This window comes from Bacillus sp. SA1-12, from assembly GCF_000981385.1.
In the GTDB taxonomy this organism is placed as follows: Bacteria; Bacillota; Bacilli; order Bacillales; family Bacillaceae; genus Metabacillus.
On sequence record NZ_LATZ01000015.1, the window covers coordinates 16,079 to 31,218 of the forward strand.

A 15,140-nucleotide genomic window follows, 5' to 3' on the forward strand; every position below is an offset into this window, starting at 1 on the left:
CTCAATGAGTGTTAGTTCAAAAGAGATTACCATAAAGGGCGCTTGAACCAATCAGGGTGTTAGCGTCCTTTCTATTAACATAAGTCCCTCTCCAACATAAACATTTTAGCGTAAGTGTATGTTTTGAGGTGAGAGTCCTGCGTTCGGTTGCATGTAAATAAAAATTGGGAGGAGGAATAAGTATGGAATCAGCTGCACTTCATGGGAAAAAGAAAAAAAGCCTTTCCAAGGAAACACGCTGGACATTAATTGGTTTAGCCTTTGCATCTCCATGGATTATAGGTTTTATAACCTTTACAGCCTATCCATTTTTCGTTTCTTTCTATTATAGTTTAACAAGCTATGATTTAATTAATTCGCCAAAATGGGTTGGCTTTGATAATTACGCTCAAATTTTCAAAGATTCCTATTTTTATAAAGCCATACAAAATACCTTTTTTATGGCGGCCATTGCTGTTCCAATTAACCTATTTGCTAGTTTGATCATTGCGCTTGTTCTAAATTTAAAAGTAAAAGGTATTGCGATATACCGTACGATTTACTACTTACCTGCAGTTATTCCTGCAGTGGCAGGTGCCATGCTTTGGAGTTGGTTATTAAACCCGGAGTATGGAATTATTGATATCGTTTTAAGGGCAGTTGGGCTTCCGGATCCGGCATGGTTAAGTGACCCTCAATTTACAAAACCATCACTTATACTAATGGGATTGTGGGGGGCTGGTGCTGGAGCCATTATTTATTTAGCAGCCTTACAGGGAATTCCACAGCATTATTATGAGGCAGCATCATTAGATGGAGCTAACTTATGGCAAAAATTTCGTTATATTACCCTTCCGGCATTATCACCTGTCACACTCTTTCAATTGATCATGGGCTTAATTGGTGCATTTCAAATTTTTACAGAATCCTTCATCCTGATGGGAGACTCGATGGGAGGACCTGACCAATCGATGCTTTTCTATGCCGTGTATCTGTATCAGCAAGCATTTATTTCCTTAAAAATGGGATATGCTTCTGCATTAGCGTGGGTGCTATTCGTTATTGTTATTCTCGTTACGATCGGAATCTTTAAATCTTCTATGCGATGGGTCTATTATGGAGGTGATTGATCATGACTGTCGTGAAGCAAACTAATGAAGCAAAAGGTAAAATAGAAACAAAGAAACCAACAAACTATGCTTTGGTTTTAAAAAAGACGATATTACCGCATGTGCTGCTTATTTTAATTGGAAGTGTCTTTTTATTCCCATTTGTTTGGCTTGTTTCCACTTCTTTAAAGACACCAGAGGAAATCTTTAAGATTCCCCCTGAAATTTTCCCGACAGAATTACAATGGTCAAACTATAAAAATGCTATAGCGGCTATTCCTTTCTTTCAGTATATTTTTAACACATTGTTTCTTTGTGGAGTAAATATCATCGGGCAGTTATTTGCAGCACCATTAGTTGCTTATTCTTTAGCGAAAATTCCGTGGAAATGTAAGAAATATATCTTTGCGATTGTCGTTGCCACAATGATTTTACCTCCGCAGGTTACAATGATTCCGGTTTACATTATTTTTGCTAAGCTAGGATGGATTAATACGTACTTGCCACTTACAATCGGTGCATTCTTTGGGGCTCCATTCTTTATTTTTCTGTTAAGACAGTTTATTTTGGGAATCCCAAATGATTTGTTAGATGCAGCACGTATTGATGGTGCATCCGAATTTCGAATTTACTGGCAAATTGTCTTACCACAGTTAAAACCAGTTCTTGCAACAGTTGTTCTATTTACATTTATGTGGACTTGGACAGACTTCTTAGGTCCTTTAATCTACCTAAATGATGAGAACCTTTGGACGATTACAATCGGGCTGCAAGGTTTCTTGCAGGATCATGGTGCACAGTGGGAGTTGTTAATGGCAGCAGCCGCAATCTTCACAATCCCAATGATCATTCTTTACTTCTTCGGTCAGAAGTATTTTATGAAAGCTGGATCATCCATGACAGGATTCAAGTAAGATGCATGGAATTAGTAAGGTATAGGAGCGATTATCTTAAAAAGGTGAAGGAAAGGAGTCATAATATGGTGAAAGTTGTTTACTTGCCGTTAGATGAGAGACCGGTTAATTTCATCTTTCCACAACAGCTGGCTGCTATCACGGATCTTGACATGATTGTTCCGGATATCCTCTTTTTTGGCAGAAAAAAACAGCCGGCAGATTTCAATCGGATGAAAGAATGGCTTTTTCATGAAACAAAGGATGCTGAATATTTAATCATCTCAATTGATATGCTTGTTTTCGGAGGAATTGTCCCTTCAAGATTGCATCACTTATCGAAAGAAGAATGCATGAAGAGATTAAACGTTTTAGATGAAATAAAAAAGGCGAATCCGTATCTAAAAATATATGGATTCAATTTAATTATGCGAACGCCGGCTTATAGCAGCAGTGAGGAAGAACCGGACTACTATCAATTGCATGGACGTGAAATCTTCCGTTATGGCTGGTTAACTGACAAGATGGAACGCGAGGAGCTGGATGCTGAGGAAACGCAAGAATTAGAAATGATTAAAAACGAAAAGGTCCCAGCAGACATTTTAGCAGACTTTCTTGGACGTCGTGAAGTAAATGCCTCTATCAATCACAAGGTAATTGATTTGGTGAAGGAAGATACGCTTGATTTGCTCATTATTCCACTAGATGATAACTCCAAATATGGCTATACACCAAAGGAACAAAGGAAATTAATTTACCGTGTCGAAGAACTTAATTTATTTGATCGGGTTTCCATCTATCCAGGAGCAGATGAAATTGGGTGCACGATTTTTGCAAAAGTCTTTTGTGAAGTGAAGGATTACATCCCGCGTATCTTTGTAAGGTATTCTTCTACGAAGGGACCAACGATCATTCCGAAATATGAAGACCGCAGTTTAAATGAAAGTATTAAGTCACATATTACAGCATCTGGGGGGATACTCATCGACCATTCGAGTGATTCTGATGTGATTTTAATGGTCAACTCACCAGCTGTTGGTGAAAATGAGGCAGCGGAACAAGGCTCTTATAAAGATAGGCATTCTACTTATTTCTCTGAGGTTCATCTGCAAGAATTTGTAAGGGTCATGGAATTTTATTTAAAACAGCAAAAGTTTGTTGCTTTAGCAGATGTCGCTACTTGTAATGGCAGTGATACTGCACTGATGAAATCGATCTCGAAAAAAGGGTTATTGAAAGAAATTAGCTGTTATGCAGGCTGGAATACATCTGGAAATACAATCGGAACTGTAAATGCGCACGCAATGATTGCTTCTTATTATGATCAAATGGATGATCGTGAAAACCTTGCAAGTAAAACTTTTTATTATACAAGATTAGTAGAAGATTGGGGTTATCAGGCACTTGTTCGCCAAAATGTAGTGAACGAGGATTTACCAAACTTTGGTGCGACATATTTCAATCTAGGAAATCATCAAAAAGAAATTCAGACTATTATCGAAAATAAGCTACATGATTTTGTTGAGAAGCATCTTCCAAATGAAGCAATTGAGTTGAAACATGTTGTACTGCCATGGGATCGGATGTTTGAATTAGGTTTTGATTTGACAATCAAGAATACAACGATATCAAGCAAGTAACCATTTTATTGTGAGATCCTTTGAAGTACTAAAAATAAAGGTTTTTTATCCAAAAATCAATTGATCTTACGAAAATTTGCGTACAGATAAAGGGGGCAGAAAATGGAGAAGAAAAACATACTAAATGGAATAAAAGGAAAATTAATTGTTTCATGTCAAGCATTAGATGGCGAACCCCTCCATGGATCATGTTATATGGCGAAAATGGCGAAAGCAGCAAAGCAAGGAGGAGCTGCAGCCATCCGTGCCAATAGTAAAGAAGATATCATGGCGATTAAAAAAGAAACGAACTTGCCTGTCATTGGTATCGTAAAGCGTAATTACCAAGATAGTGATGTATATATTACAGCAACTTTAAAAGAGGTAAAAGAGTTAATAGAAGCTGGCACAGATATTATTACGCTGGATGCAACATTAAGAAGGCGGCCAGATGGTGTATTACTAGAAGAACTTATCACTTATATACGTACTCACTCATCTGCCCTGATTATGGGGGATGTTTCAACGGTTGACGAAGGGATCGCAGCGGTTCGTCTTGGATTTGATATACTATCTACTACACTATCAGGATATACCGAATATAGTCCAAGTCTTAAAGGACCAGATTTTCAATTGGTTTCGGATTTAGTTAAAAAATGTGAAATACCAGTACTTGCGGAAGGGAGAATCTCAACTCCTAGTGAGGCTAAAGAGGCATTTGAAAGAGGTGCTTTTGCCGTTGTTGTAGGATCGGCAATTACGAGACCTCAGCTTATCACAAAGGGCTTTGCAGATGCCTTGGAAGAGTGCCAGTACCAGTCTTAGAAAGAGGGAGATCAGTTGGCAAAGGATTTTAGTATCGGTATTGATATTGGCGGAACGAAAATAGCAGGTGGGATCGTAAATAAAAATGGTGAAATTGTAAAGTCATCAATTGTTTCGACTCCGAAAGAAGGAGGGGAGGCAATCATTTCAAGCTTAATAGAAATGATTACCTCTTTCCAAGAAATTGCAAACGTTTCTAATTGGGAGCTTGCTGGAATTGGCATTGGAACAGCTGGGCAAATAGATGTTAAAAATGGAAGGGTTGTTTCAGGCACAACAAATATTTTGAACTGGAATGATATACCGCTTCGCGAAAAACTTTCATCCATCATTAAGCTGCCTATTTGGATTGATAATGATGCAAATGTCGTTGCGTTGGCAGAAAGTAAAGTTGGTGCAGCCAAAGGGGAAGAGGATGTTGTTTTTCTGACACTTGGTACAGGTGTTGGGGGCGGTGTGATTTCAAGTGGAAATATCATCCGCGGTGCTTGGGGCGGCGGAGCAGAACTAGGTCATTTATCCGTTAATTTCAATGGGCCTGACTGTAACTGTGGCTCAAAAGGTTGTATTGAAGTGTATTGTTCTGGCACAGGAATTGCGCGCTTAATGAGAGAGAAAATGAATCAAACTACTTGCAGCAGCATGGAGCTAGTAACGGTAAATGAAGCAGAAATAACGAGTAAACATGTAGTTCAATGGGCGAAGGAAGGAAATGAACTTGCTCAATCTGTCATAGATGAGATGGTTGAAGGGTTAGCATTTGGCATTGTTAATTTGATTCATTCCTTTAATCCAACGACAATTGTGCTTGGCGGCGGTGTGATGGAGGATGGAGATTGGCTCAGAGATTTAGTAGAAAAAAGGGTAAGATCCTTAGGAATGAAATCGCTGGTACAGCCCGTAACAATTAAACTTGCAAAGCTAGGAAATGAAGCAGGTCTTGTTGGAGCGGCATTTCAATCATGGATGAACCATCATCCAACATTTGAGGAGGAAGTATGAGTAAAGTAAAAATTGGCGTTATTGGAACTGGAACAATTGCAGAACATGGTCACTTGCCAAACTATCAGCAAAATACAGATGTGGAGTTAGTTGCATTTGCGGATACGAACGTAGTAAGAGCCGAACAAATGGCTGCGAAGTATCATGTTTCGAAGGTATACAGTGATGCAGAAGAAATGTTGAAAAATGAAAAGCTTGATGCCGTAAGCATCTGCACGTCAAATGATGCACATATCGCACTTGCAAAGTTAGCAATCGGTTATGGTGTTGATGTTTTAGTTGAAAAGCCAATTGGAACTTCCTATCAGGAAGCACAGGAATTAGTCGAACGATCAGAACAACAAAATCGTATTTGTATGGTCGGCATGACACATCGCTTCCGCAATGAATCACAAGCACTAAAACAAATTGTAGAAGCCAATCGACTTGGTGAAATTTATTATGCGAAAGTGAAAATTTTAAGAAGAAGAGGAACTCCAACAGGTTGGTTTAGTGATTTTTCACGTTCTGGCGGCGGTCCTTTAATGGATATTGGGGTACACGCACTTGATCTTGCATGGTGGATTCTTGGCCAACCTGAAGCTGAAAAGATTTCAGGATTTTTAAAGAAAGGAATTGGCAGTTATAATACTAAGCTATTAGGTCGTTGGGAATCATCTAACCCATATAATCGTAAAAATGAAGTATTTGATGTAGAGGATTTTGCTGCAGCACTCATTCGTTTTAAATCAGGTCTTGTTATGAATCTTGAAGTCAGTTGGGCAATGAATGGGGCACAAGATGATGCGATTGGAATCGATGTTTATGGTACAGAAGGCGGAGTTTCATTAGACCCGCTTTGCTATTATTCCGAAGTAGAGCAATTTTTCACTGAAGCGAAACTGGATGTTTCGAAAAATAATCCTATGAAGGATGAAATCAACCATTTTGTTTCCTGTGTCCAAAAGAGAACTACTCCTTTAATTCCAGCAGAGCAAGGTGCAGAGGTACTAAGAATGTTGGAGGGTATTACGGAATCATCAAAACAAAATCAAGAAATTCTATTAGATTCCTTCTATCAAAAGGTTAAATAATAGGGATATAATGTAACTTTTTCAGGCATAAAATGAGCGAAAGTAATAGTATGATGTAGTAATTACCTTAGTTAAAGGAGAAATACAATACATGAAGGCAGTAAAATCCAGCCCAATCGTATTAATTTCAAGTATTTATAAATCACTAACAAAAGCAGAACAGAAAGTGGCTGATTTTGTTTTAACAGATCCACATGAAGCGGTTTATTCGTCTGTGACAGATTTGGCAGAAAAGTCTGGTGTTGGCGAAACATCGGTCATACGCTTCTGTAGAAAATTAGGCTTCAAGGGCTTTCAGGAATTCAAGCTGACTGTTGCACAAAACTTAGTAAGCCCGGAAGAACTAGTACACGGTAAGTTAGATGAAAAAGATAGTGCTGATATCATGGCTAGAAAAATCACCACTCAAAATATTCAAATCTTAGAGGATACATTCAATTTAGTCCAAAAAGATAAATTAGAAATGGCGGCAAATGTCATTTTAAAAGCAAAAAAAATTTATATGTATGGCGTCGGATCATCTGGAATTACAGCAATGGATTTGAAAAATCGCTTCATGCGACTTGGCTTAAATGTGGAAGCAGTGTCGGATTCTCATTTTATGGCCATGAGTGCATCCCTTGTTTCAAAAGATGATGTTGTCATCGGCATATCAACATCTGGGAGTACGAAGGATATTGTTGAAGCAATCAAAATTGCAAAAGCCAATAACGCCCATATCATTTGTTTAACAAACTATGCTCTCTCACCAATTACAACTCATGCAAATATCACTTTATTAGCCGCGGCTCGGGAGGCTCCACTACAAGGCGGATCTTTTAGTGCAAAAATTGCCCAACTGCAAATATTAGAAATTTTAATAACGCTGATTGGTCTTAAGCAGAAGAAGAAAAGCATTGAATCAATTGAAAAAACGGCAAAAGCTGTTTTGAATAAAATGTATTAAATTATCGTCATGAACTGTATCAATAAAGAGAGCCGTTTACCTATACCCATTAGGTTGGTAGATATCGAAACACATAAGGTGAGAAAATAAATACTACTAGATAAACATAAACAGTGAAACCTAGCAAAAATTAGCTAGGTTTTTTCATTCCTTAAGCAGGTCAACACGTTGCTTGCCGGAGAATGGCAGCAGAAGGCTTTACTCCGATTATAATAGAAGTAAAGGAAATCTTTTCAGCTAAATATGAGGTTCTCAATAGAAACTTTATAAAAAACATTTAAGATAAATGAATAGTTTTGGAATGTATCCAAATTACCTACAGAACAAACGTTCTGTTATATGGTATAATATTTTTACAATAGGTAGGAAACTCAAGGGTGGTCAGTGTTACCCCAGAAGGAAAGGGGGTGATGCTTGTGATGACAGTATTTCAAACGTTAATGCTAATGATAGCATTTGCCAGTTTGGTGTTGTCTATCATATCTTTTAAAGACAAAAAATAACCCGCCCTTGAGCTTTAGACGGCGATAGGGCGGGTTATTTTCCAACATCGCTGATCCCTCTTGAAGGGAACCTGGCTATTGTGTGACTGTTTGGTGTTACAGCACCAAACAGTCTTTTTAATTTATGCTTTTTCTACTATTATTATAACTAAAGATGAAATGATTGAAAAGGAAAGAAAAGCATTAAAAGAAACATAATGCTCATGATTGAATTTGCTATTTTGTGTTGTCAGTTGAAGCTTGTCATGAATAATTGATTAACTAAATTTTAGAAAGACAATGCCCCTCATCCTGCGCCTAGTGACTTAATTTTTTGGAATGGTGAGGACTTATCACCAGAGGAAGTAGTAGAGATTGCCTTAGCGGTAAAAAGATAAGTTTACAAGAACTATTTAACAAAATCCCACTCTGCAAAGGAGGGGATTTTGTTCTGAATATACATTGTGGTTGTACTTATGAGTGATAGTAAAAATTGAAAAAGGGATATAAAAGGGAAACTTTCAATTAAAGAAGAAGGTATTGCTATCTGGTATAACAAAAAAGAGCGAATGTTTATCATATAACAAAGTCATTCACTCTTTGTTTTGTTTGTCATTTTTTATTTGAATCTTCTCTGGAGTACGAACTAATACAGTAACATGATGTCTGTCATGAAGGGCATAAGTAACTATTTGACTTCCAACTCGTCCAGTTGCACCTAAAATTAAAATATTCATAAGAATGAGGCTCCTTTTACAAATACTAATATTTTACTATAAAAGTTATTTTATTGTCTTGTTCAACTAAATGGTAGCTTTAGTTAAAAAGAGATTGCATAAACTCCCTCTTTTTTATGCAGCTAGCAGGCTTCTTAAGATTCGATCCTTTGGGAGCTCAACAAGAATTATGTATAATAGGGTAACAAAAAAATTTAGGAGTAGAATTATGAAAAAGTATTTTTTTGCAGGGACGTATGAGGTTTGTGAACACAATAATATTTATTTAGATATGAACGAATATAATATAGATTCAACTATGGATTTGGATAAACAAATAAGGGAATTGGCAAAGGTAGACGTTGCTCCCTTGGTAAAAGTTTATGAATCGGATACAAGTGATTTTAAAGATTTTAGACTATACAAAGAATATAACTTCAAGGAATATGAGTGCGGGTGTGACAGTAGTCAATTTTAATATTATTTAACTAACAGTTGCTTATAAGAAGCTTTATGTTAACTAGAAATGAATAGTGTATTCATAGCAATTTTTAATTGTATCTTTGAAGCTATTTTTGCTATGTAACCGAATAAGAGGCACAGGAAAGGAAGCATATAACAGGAACACTAAAAGAAAGAATTCCAGGTGTCTTTTGACTTAACTACTTTTCTCAATTCTTTGTAGATTGTTTTTATTGTAGAAAAGCAGCAAGAACATAATTCTAAAACTTAAATGAAATGATTGTAGTACTAGAGAATGGTAATGATAAATGGGTTCAAATAGATTAGAGAGAGTTAAGGTTCAGATTGTTAAAAATTTCAATTTTGACACCATATGAAACTTCTAAAAAAGACTATCTATAAAATACAGGTGATAACATGAGACATACTTACTTAGGCACAACAATACAATTTGTGATCAAGTACAAGAACCGAACGTCCATAGGAATTTCGATTAATGGTTATGGGGAAATTGAAGTCCAGGCTCCGAAAAGGACACCGGATGAGAGAGTACTTCAGGCATTAGAGGAGAAATGGGATTTCATTCAGCAGACGTTAAAAGAAATGAAGGATAGGATGAATGGGCCACAGGAAAAGATCTATGAGAATGAGGAGAGCTTTCTTTATTTGGGTAATACATATCCAATCAGGATAATCCAGGATCTAACTATAACGCAAGACCATGTTATGTTTGAAGGAAAAGAGCTGCATATCTATGTAAAGCAGTTGGAAGATGAAAAAATAAAACAAGCATTAAAACGATTTTATTACCAGCAGTGTAAGGCATTGGTGGAAAAGAGTATCTCTTCTTATCAAAGTTACTTCAAACCAAAACCACGATCGATACGAATTACGGACAGTAAAACGACATGGGGAACTTGTGATTCAAAACAACAATTAACCTTTAATTGGAGGCTGGCAATGGCACCGCGTGAGGTCATTGACTATGTGGTCGTTCACGAAATGTGTCACATGGTCCATCTCAATCACGACCGTTCCTTCTGGCGCCTTGTTGGAAAAATAATGCCGGACTACAAGGAAAAAGAGAACTGGCTGGCTTTAATAAATTGGAAAATGAATGTTTAGAGGAAAGTCATGTCAAATACCCTTTATAAATTTTTTGAATAAAAACACTTTACATACCCTAGTGGGGTATAGTATTATTTGGTTAAGGAGGTGAGGCAATGTCGATAGCTTCAGAAAAGCATGATAATATTGTTGAAATCGATCAATGCTGCTCATCAGACGGTGGAAGAAAAAGCCATCACTCAGATAAAGTGAAGAATAATTTAGTAACAAGATTAAATCGAATTGAAGGACAAATTCGAGGAATAAAAGGATTAATTGAAAAAGATACCTACTGTGATGATGTTATTACTCAAATAGCTGCAACTCAATCTGCATTAAATAGTGTCGCCAGAATTTTACTTGAAGGTCATATGAAGACATGTGTTTTAGAGAAAATTCAAGAAGGAGATACAGAGATTCTTGATGAGGTAATGGTAACTATTCAAAAATTGATGAAAAAATAAAGGAGAAGATTTTGAAATGGAAAATGTAACTTTGAATGTAAAAGGAATGTCATGCGGCCATTGTGTTAACTCGATTGAAGGAAGTGTTGGGGAACTTAAAGGAGTTACCAATGTTAAAGTAAACTTGGATTCAGGAACAGTTCTAGTGGAATTTAACCCAAATGAGGTAACTCTTGATAAGATCAAGGAAACAATTGACGATCAAGGTTATGATGTTCAATAAATTGTAATAAAAAGCGTGCACTAAAAGCACGATTTCTTTTCACCTAAAATATACTATACCAGGGTATGGTAAAATAAATAAAAAAGGGGAGTTTAAAATGGATAATGTAAAATTAGTTGTTAAAGGAATGTCATGTGGGCATTGTGTGAATTCAATTGAAGGAAACGTGGGAAAATTAAATGGCGTTCAGTTTGTAGAGGTTCACTTAAATGAAGAAAAAGTAGATGTATCATTTTGATTCAAGTGTGATTTCCTTAAAGGAAATTACTGACGTTATAGAAGATCAGGGTTATGATGTATCATTCAGTAAATCACCTAAAGGTCAAAGCTGTCATTAAGAAGAAAAAACGTGCTGTCCCATCAGCACGTTTTATTCCCAAAAAAATATACCCCACTATAGTATGTGGTTTAAAGGAGTGTAAAGTGTGAGTGATAAAAAAGAAACAACACTTCAAATAGCTGGTATGACATGTGCAGCTTGTGCAGTGAGAATAGAAAAAGGACTCAAAAAAATCGAAGGTGTAGAAGATGCCAATGTAAATTTCGCATTAGAAAAATCAAAAGTAACATTTGATCCATCTAAAGCAAATGTAAATCAATTGAAAGAAAAAGTGAAAGCTTTAGGATATAAAGTGGTAAGTGAAAAAGCTGAATTTGATATAAGCGGTATGACGTGTGCAGCGTGTGCTAATAAAATTGAAAAACGTTTAAATAAGTTAAATGGTGTTCAAACCGCGACTGTAAATTTCGCTTTAGAATCGGCTCAAGTAGAATACAATCCCGATGAAGTGTCGATCTTGGATATGAAGGAAGCCATTAAAAAATTGGGCTATCGTTTAGAGCAAAAGCAAGAGGATAAAAGTGAAAATGTTGATTATAGACAAAAAGAAATTGAAAAGCAAAAAGGGAAATTTATTTTCTCAGCTATTTTATCCTTACCTTTACTATGGGCCATGGTCAGTCATTTTGAATTTACGTCTTTTATATGGCTTCCTGAAATGTTTATGAATCCTTGGGTTCAACTTGCGCTTGCTACTCCAGTTCAATTTTTAGTAGGCGGTCAATTTTATGTAGGAGCTTATAAAGCATTAAGGAATAAAAGTGCAAACATGGATGTCCTGGTTGCACTTGGAACGTCTGCAGCTTATTTCTATAGTATCTACTTAAGCATTTTATCAATTGGCTCTGTCTCTCATATGGTGGAATTATATTTCGAAACAAGTGCAGTTTTAATTACACTTATTATTTTAGGGAAACTGTTTGAGGCAAAAGCAAAGGGACGTTCATCTGAAGCGATAAAGAAGCTCATGGGTTTGCAAGCAAAAACGGCCACAATTTTTAGAGATGGGCAAGAATTAAATGTGCCTATCGAAGAAGTAATTGCTGGTGATATCGTCTATGTGAAGCCAGGTGAAAAGGTGCCTGTAGATGGAGAGATTGTTGAAGGAAGATCTGCCCTTGATGAATCAATGATTACTGGTGAAAGTATTCCTGTTGATAAAACAGTTGGAGATACAGTTATAGGATCAACTATTAACAAGAACGGATTTTTAAAGGTAAAAGCAACAAAGGTAGGAAAGGAAACTGCCTTAGCGCAAATCATAAAAGTTGTCGAGGAAGCTCAAGGATCAAAGGCGCCAATCCAACGTTTAGCTGACGTTATTTCAGGAATTTTTGTACCAATTGTTGTTGGGATAGCCATTGTGACATTTCTAGTATGGTATTTTGTAGTAAGCCCTGGAGAGTTTGCGATAGCTCTTGAAAAGTTAATTGCCGTATTAGTTATCGCTTGTCCATGTGCTCTAGGCTTAGCAACTCCTACGTCAATTATGGCAGGATCAGGACGTGCTGCTGAATTTGGAATTTTGTTCAAAGGCGGAGAGCATCTTGAAACGACTCATCGATTGGATACCGTGATTCTTGATAAAACAGGAACTGTAACAAATGGAAAACCAACACTCACAGATGTGATTCTTGCAAATGGATTTGAAGAAAATGAATTTTTAAGGTTAGTCGGTTCAGCAGAACGAAATTCTGAACATCCTTTAGCAGAGGCAATAGTTGATGGCATTAAAGAAAAGGGAATTGAACTAGGAAGCTCTGAATATTTCGAAGCCATTCCTGGCTTTGGAATTGAATCTAAAGTTGAAAGCAAATCTGTCCTTATAGGTACACGCCGACTTATGGCGAAAAATAACATTGATGTAACGAATATGTTACCTAAGATGGAAACCTTAGAAAAGCAAGGTAAGACAGCAATGCTAGTCGCAATTGATCATCAATTTGCAGGAGTGATTGCTGTCGCAGATACAATTAAAGAAACCTCAAAAAAAGCGATTGATAGGTTGAAAAAAATGGGTCTTGAGGTTGTGATGATAACAGGAGATAACCAGCAAACAGCTCAAGCCATTGCAAATGAGGTTGGAATTGAGCATGTAATTGCAGAAGTTCTGCCAGAAGGAAAAGCAGAGGAAGTGAAAAAGCTTCAAAAAGCAGGGAAGAAAGTGGCGATGATCGGTGACGGTATTAACGATGCTCCGGCATTAGCTACAGCAGATATTGGAATGGCTATTGGTACGGGTACAGATGTAGCTATGGAGGCTGCTGACATCACCTTAATTAGAGGAGACTTAACTAGTATTGCTGATGCCATCTTTATGAGTAAAATGACAATCCGAAATATCAAGCAAAATCTATTCTGGGCTTTCGCTTACAATGCTTTAGGCGTTCCAATTGCAGCACTAGGCTTTTTGGCACCATGGCTTGCAGGAGTAGCAATGGCATTTAGTTCAGTTTCAGTTGTTTTAAATGCACTCAGATTACAACGGATTAAATTAAAAGGATAATCGATCTAAAAAAAGAGGAGTGTTTTTATGAAACAAAAATCAATTTTGACTTGGGCGATTTCAGCCATTGTATATCTTGGGGTGATAATTGGCGGATACACCGTATATGCAAACTTGGACAATGATGACGATCACGGTGAAACCCATGAAACAGCAAATGTTAGTGAGGATAAATCTCTTAATGAACAAGCACATAACGATAATCATACCGGCCAAAGAAGCGATGGTAATGAGCATTCAGCTCATGAAGCTCCTACAGAAAGTGAAGTAGTTACAAACGTAAAATATGAAGATGGATTAATGGCAATAGATGTGAAGGATCAAGACCAAGATTCACCGGAATTAGAAATTTCTCATGAAAAGATTATGCATTTAATTATAGTAAGTGCTGACCTGGAAGATTATTACCATTTACATCCTGAGGAAAATGGAAATGGCAGATATACTCTAACATTCGATCTACCTGAAAACTCTTATAAAGCGTTTGTTGATATTAAACCAAAAAACCTTGCTTATAAAGTTAGTCCAATAGAACTGCATGTCGGAGAAGGTCATGGTGATCATAAGGAAAATTCACTAAAGGTTGATACAAACTTAACTAAAATAATCAATGAAAAGACAGTTGAATTAACAACTACAGAGTTAGGAATAAACAAAGATGTTACGTTAAATTTTGATACGAAAGGGAATACACCAGAGCCCTACCTGGGGGCTTTAGGCCATGTTGTGATTTTGGATGAAAAGGGTGAGAAATTTGTTCATGTGCACCCTTCATCAGAAGAAGAGACTCAATTTGAAACACAATTTGATAAGCCCGGCATCTACAAAATATGGGGAGAATTTAAATTTGGAGGTAAGGTTAATACCTATCCATTTGTGATAGAGGTCAAATAAATAAGGAAGAACAAAGGGGAATTTTTATGAACTTAGATGGAGTTAGCAAGCATCTATTAATTTGCAATGGGGAAAACATGTACAAAAAATGGAGCAGAAGAAGTAACAGATACTATAAGGGGAGAGTTGAAAAACTTAGAGCTGCTAAATGAGATTCATACAACAAAAACATTATGTAATGGCCAATGCAAGCACGGTCCAATAGTTGTTTTATACCCACAAGGGACATGGTATAAGGAAATGAATAAAGAAAAAAGTGAAGAACTTGTTCAACAATTGAAAGAAGAAGGAAGTGTTCATTTAGGATCTGAACTTTACTACCATGATGGGAAAACATTTAAGAATCCTGAGGATGAACTTTAACATCTTATATCTTTATCATAAAATTGAGTTTGCAAGAAAATAAGGATGGATAATGGATACTGTAGTAGTTTTAAAGTATCACATAATTTTTGAATGGAATACTGATCTTTAGTCTCAGTGATAATATTTGCCAGCTC

15 protein-coding genes and 3 pseudogenes are annotated in these 15,140 nt (G+C 36.6%); 17 read left to right on the forward strand and 1 reads right to left on the reverse strand.

Annotation, left to right across the window (positions count from 1 at the left end; all coding sequences use genetic code 11):
• Nucleotides 1-182: 182 nt before the first annotated feature.
• The 9 genes and pseudogenes from WQ54_RS10970 (at nucleotide 183) to WQ54_RS34645 (ending at nucleotide 7,949) form a co-directional block, all read left to right on the forward strand.
• Entirely contained in the window at nucleotides 183-1,109 is a 927-nt protein-coding gene (locus WQ54_RS10970) for a carbohydrate ABC transporter permease (protein ID WP_046516266.1), read from the forward strand.
• Between the two features lie 2 nt (nucleotides 1,110-1,111).
• The gene (locus WQ54_RS10975) at nucleotides 1,112-2,002 is read left to right on the forward strand and encodes a carbohydrate ABC transporter permease (protein WP_084821988.1); all 891 of its coding nucleotides are present in this window, start codon (nucleotides 1,112-1,114) and stop codon (nucleotides 2,000-2,002) included.
• Between the two features lie 65 nt (nucleotides 2,003-2,067).
• Complete coding sequence (locus WQ54_RS10980; protein ID WP_046516269.1) at nucleotides 2,068-3,621, forward strand: DUF4127 family protein; 1,554 nt, start codon at nucleotides 2,068-2,070, stop codon at nucleotides 3,619-3,621.
• 102 nt (nucleotides 3,622-3,723) lie between these two features.
• Nucleotides 3,724-4,425, forward strand: coding sequence for an N-acetylmannosamine-6-phosphate 2-epimerase (locus WQ54_RS10985; protein WP_197089582.1), 702 nt, complete (start codon nucleotides 3,724-3,726; stop codon nucleotides 4,423-4,425).
• Between the two features lie 15 nt (nucleotides 4,426-4,440).
• The gene (locus tag WQ54_RS10990) at nucleotides 4,441-5,427 is read left to right on the forward strand and encodes an ROK family protein (protein WP_046516270.1); all 987 of its coding nucleotides are present in this window, start codon (nucleotides 4,441-4,443) and stop codon (nucleotides 5,425-5,427) included.
• Nucleotides 5,424-6,500, forward strand: a complete 1,077-nt coding sequence (locus tag WQ54_RS10995) for a Gfo/Idh/MocA family protein (protein ID WP_046516273.1) — start codon at nucleotides 5,424-5,426, stop codon at nucleotides 6,498-6,500. Before WQ54_RS10990 ends, WQ54_RS10995 begins: the two co-directional genes overlap by 4 nt.
• Nucleotides 6,501-6,591: 91 nt before the next feature.
• Nucleotides 6,592-7,446, forward strand: coding sequence for a MurR/RpiR family transcriptional regulator (locus WQ54_RS11000; protein WP_046516276.1), 855 nt, complete (start codon nucleotides 6,592-6,594; stop codon nucleotides 7,444-7,446).
• 3 nt (nucleotides 7,447-7,449) lie between these two features.
• Nucleotides 7,450-7,536: pseudogene (locus WQ54_RS34640) on the forward strand (endonuclease V); the annotation flags it as partial.
• A 356-nt stretch (nucleotides 7,537-7,892) separates the two neighbouring features.
• Complete coding sequence (locus WQ54_RS34645) at nucleotides 7,893-7,949, forward strand: hypothetical protein (protein WP_231597505.1); 57 nt, start codon at nucleotides 7,893-7,895, stop codon at nucleotides 7,947-7,949.
• Between the two features lie 602 nt (nucleotides 7,950-8,551).
• On the opposite strand, the pseudogene WQ54_RS32555 reads toward WQ54_RS34645, so the two are convergent.
• Nucleotides 8,552-8,665, reverse strand: a pseudogene (locus WQ54_RS32555) (NAD(P)H-binding protein); the annotation flags it as partial.
• 208 nt (nucleotides 8,666-8,873) lie between these two features.
• Here WQ54_RS32555 and WQ54_RS11005 point away from each other — a divergent pair.
• The 8 genes and pseudogenes from WQ54_RS11005 to WQ54_RS11040 all read left to right on the forward strand — a co-directional run bounded on the left by WQ54_RS11005 (nucleotide 8,874) and on the right by WQ54_RS11040 (nucleotide 15,003).
• Nucleotides 8,874-9,122, forward strand: a complete 249-nt coding sequence (locus tag WQ54_RS11005) for a hypothetical protein (protein WP_046516278.1) — start codon at nucleotides 8,874-8,876, stop codon at nucleotides 9,120-9,122.
• Nucleotides 9,123-9,523: 401 nt separating this feature from the next.
• The gene (locus WQ54_RS11010) at nucleotides 9,524-10,231 is read left to right on the forward strand and encodes a M48 family metallopeptidase (RefSeq protein WP_046516280.1); all 708 of its coding nucleotides are present in this window, start codon (nucleotides 9,524-9,526) and stop codon (nucleotides 10,229-10,231) included.
• A gap of 98 nt (nucleotides 10,232-10,329) precedes the next feature.
• Nucleotides 10,330-10,677, forward strand: a complete 348-nt coding sequence (locus WQ54_RS11015; protein WP_046516283.1) for a metal-sensitive transcriptional regulator — start codon at nucleotides 10,330-10,332, stop codon at nucleotides 10,675-10,677.
• A gap of 16 nt (nucleotides 10,678-10,693) precedes the next feature.
• Complete coding sequence (copZ, locus tag WQ54_RS11020; RefSeq protein ID WP_046516285.1) at nucleotides 10,694-10,900, forward strand: copper chaperone CopZ; 207 nt, start codon at nucleotides 10,694-10,696, stop codon at nucleotides 10,898-10,900.
• Between the two features lie 97 nt (nucleotides 10,901-10,997).
• Nucleotides 10,998-11,238, forward strand: a pseudogene (gene copZ, locus WQ54_RS11025) (copper chaperone CopZ).
• Nucleotides 11,239-11,325: 87 nt separating this feature from the next.
• Nucleotides 11,326-13,746, forward strand: coding sequence for a heavy metal translocating P-type ATPase (locus WQ54_RS11030; protein ID WP_046516288.1), 2,421 nt, complete (start codon nucleotides 11,326-11,328; stop codon nucleotides 13,744-13,746).
• Between the two features lie 27 nt (nucleotides 13,747-13,773).
• On the forward strand, nucleotides 13,774-14,640 hold the full coding sequence (locus WQ54_RS11035) for a hypothetical protein (protein WP_046516292.1): 867 nt from the start codon (nucleotides 13,774-13,776) through the stop codon (nucleotides 14,638-14,640).
• Between the two features lie 66 nt (nucleotides 14,641-14,706).
• On the forward strand, nucleotides 14,707-15,003 hold the full coding sequence (locus WQ54_RS11040; RefSeq protein ID WP_052737752.1) for a ferredoxin: 297 nt from the start codon (nucleotides 14,707-14,709) through the stop codon (nucleotides 15,001-15,003).
• Nucleotides 15,004-15,140 lie beyond the last annotated feature (137 nt).

What these genes read in the sequence shown, in the direction of transcription:
- WQ54_RS10970 (WP_046516266.1), top strand. Translation starts at nt 183, where the DNA reads ATGGAATCAGCTGCACTTCATGGGAAAAAGAAAAAAAGCCTTTCCAAG.
- WQ54_RS10975 (WP_084821988.1), top strand. Translation starts at nt 1,112, where the DNA reads ATGACTGTCGTGAAGCAAACTAATGAAGCAAAAGGTAAAATAGAAACA.
- WQ54_RS10980 (WP_046516269.1), top strand. Translation starts at nt 2,068, where the DNA reads ATGGTGAAAGTTGTTTACTTGCCGTTAGATGAGAGACCGGTTAATTTC.
- WQ54_RS10985 (WP_197089582.1), top strand. Translation starts at nt 3,724, where the DNA reads ATGGAGAAGAAAAACATACTAAATGGAATAAAAGGAAAATTAATTGTT.
- WQ54_RS10995 (WP_046516273.1), top strand. Translation starts at nt 5,424, where the DNA reads ATGAGTAAAGTAAAAATTGGCGTTATTGGAACTGGAACAATTGCAGAA.
- WQ54_RS11000 (WP_046516276.1), top strand. Translation starts at nt 6,592, where the DNA reads ATGAAGGCAGTAAAATCCAGCCCAATCGTATTAATTTCAAGTATTTAT.
- WQ54_RS11005 (WP_046516278.1), top strand. Translation starts at nt 8,874, where the DNA reads ATGAAAAAGTATTTTTTTGCAGGGACGTATGAGGTTTGTGAACACAAT.
- WQ54_RS11010 (WP_046516280.1), top strand. Translation starts at nt 9,524, where the DNA reads ATGAGACATACTTACTTAGGCACAACAATACAATTTGTGATCAAGTAC.
- WQ54_RS11015 (WP_046516283.1), top strand. Translation starts at nt 10,330, where the DNA reads ATGTCGATAGCTTCAGAAAAGCATGATAATATTGTTGAAATCGATCAA.
- copZ (WP_046516285.1), top strand. Translation starts at nt 10,694, where the DNA reads ATGGAAAATGTAACTTTGAATGTAAAAGGAATGTCATGCGGCCATTGT.
- WQ54_RS11035 (WP_046516292.1), top strand. Translation starts at nt 13,774, where the DNA reads ATGAAACAAAAATCAATTTTGACTTGGGCGATTTCAGCCATTGTATAT.
- WQ54_RS11040 (WP_052737752.1), top strand. Translation starts at nt 14,707, where the DNA reads ATGGGGAAAACATGTACAAAAAATGGAGCAGAAGAAGTAACAGATACT.